This is a genomic window from Elstera litoralis, assembly GCF_000963705.1.
Lineage (GTDB): Bacteria > Pseudomonadota > Alphaproteobacteria > Elsterales > Elsteraceae > Elstera > Elstera litoralis.
In genome coordinates, this window is the sequence record NZ_LAJY01000731.1 from 1 (window position 1) to 937 (window position 937).

At 54.6% G+C, this 937-nt stretch carries 1 protein-coding gene; it reads left to right on the forward strand.

Annotation, left to right across the window (positions count from 1 at the left end):
* Positions 1-937 (forward strand): phage tail tape measure protein (locus tag VZ95_RS26170; protein WP_045777325.1); only part of this gene is annotated, 937 nt, incomplete at both ends.

The window sequence follows — 937 nt, forward strand, 5'->3', positions numbered from 1 at the left end:
AACGGCCTATTCTTTCGATCCGACGGATTTGGGGGAGTTGGTTTCAACCGCCGTGGGCCGCACCAATGTAAAACCTACCCACCATCAGCAAGTACCCTTAATTCTTGCGCAGACGGCTAAGGATGCCGATGTTACGCCCAAGCAACTCCGGTCGGGCCTACCGCGTTTTCAGGATAGTGTGCAAGGCTTCGGCCTTAAGGGGATCGACTCTTTGGTGGAGTTCGGAAGCCTTGCGGTAACTGCTAAAGAATATGCAGGTGATTGGACGGAGCGGAATGGGCTGATTGTTGATTTCTTCAGGAAGCTTAAAGCCGGTCGCCTACAAGATAATCGTAGTATTGCAGAAATTATGGCAGAGGCTGTAAAAAAAGGGGAAAGCCCTGCGCAAGCGGCTCTTACCGCGATGGCTGCAGAAAAGGACGGTGGTCAAGCCAGCCTAGCCAAGATATTTGGGCAGGGGACGCGGAATCAGGATTTTGCTCAGTATCTTCTGGAAAAACGGGCCGATATTGCTGAATCTGGTTTTGCCCTTAAAAATGGCTCGGAGCGAGATGTCAGTGAAGCTTATTCGCTGCGGCGGAATTCCGCCAGCGGTGGCGTGGATGAAGCAGGCCGATCAGGCGATCGTTTGGCGCTTTCCTTAACGCAAGGTTTGGTGCCCGCCATCGAGCAAGCGACGCGAGCCTTGACCGACTGGACCAATGATCTTTCAGGAAAAGCCCGCAGCAATCCAGAATTGACGACCGCGTTGGTGGGAACGGGCTTGGCGGGTCTTGCTGCCATTTATGGGGGCTATAAGGCGAAACAGGGGGCCGATGCGGTTCGGGGCTGGTTCGGAAAAGGCACAAAAGAGGGTGGGGCGCTATCCCTCGATAGTCTGCTGTCGGGAGGAAAAGCCAACCCTCTGCCGGTCTATGTCGTCAATCTGCCGGGGATG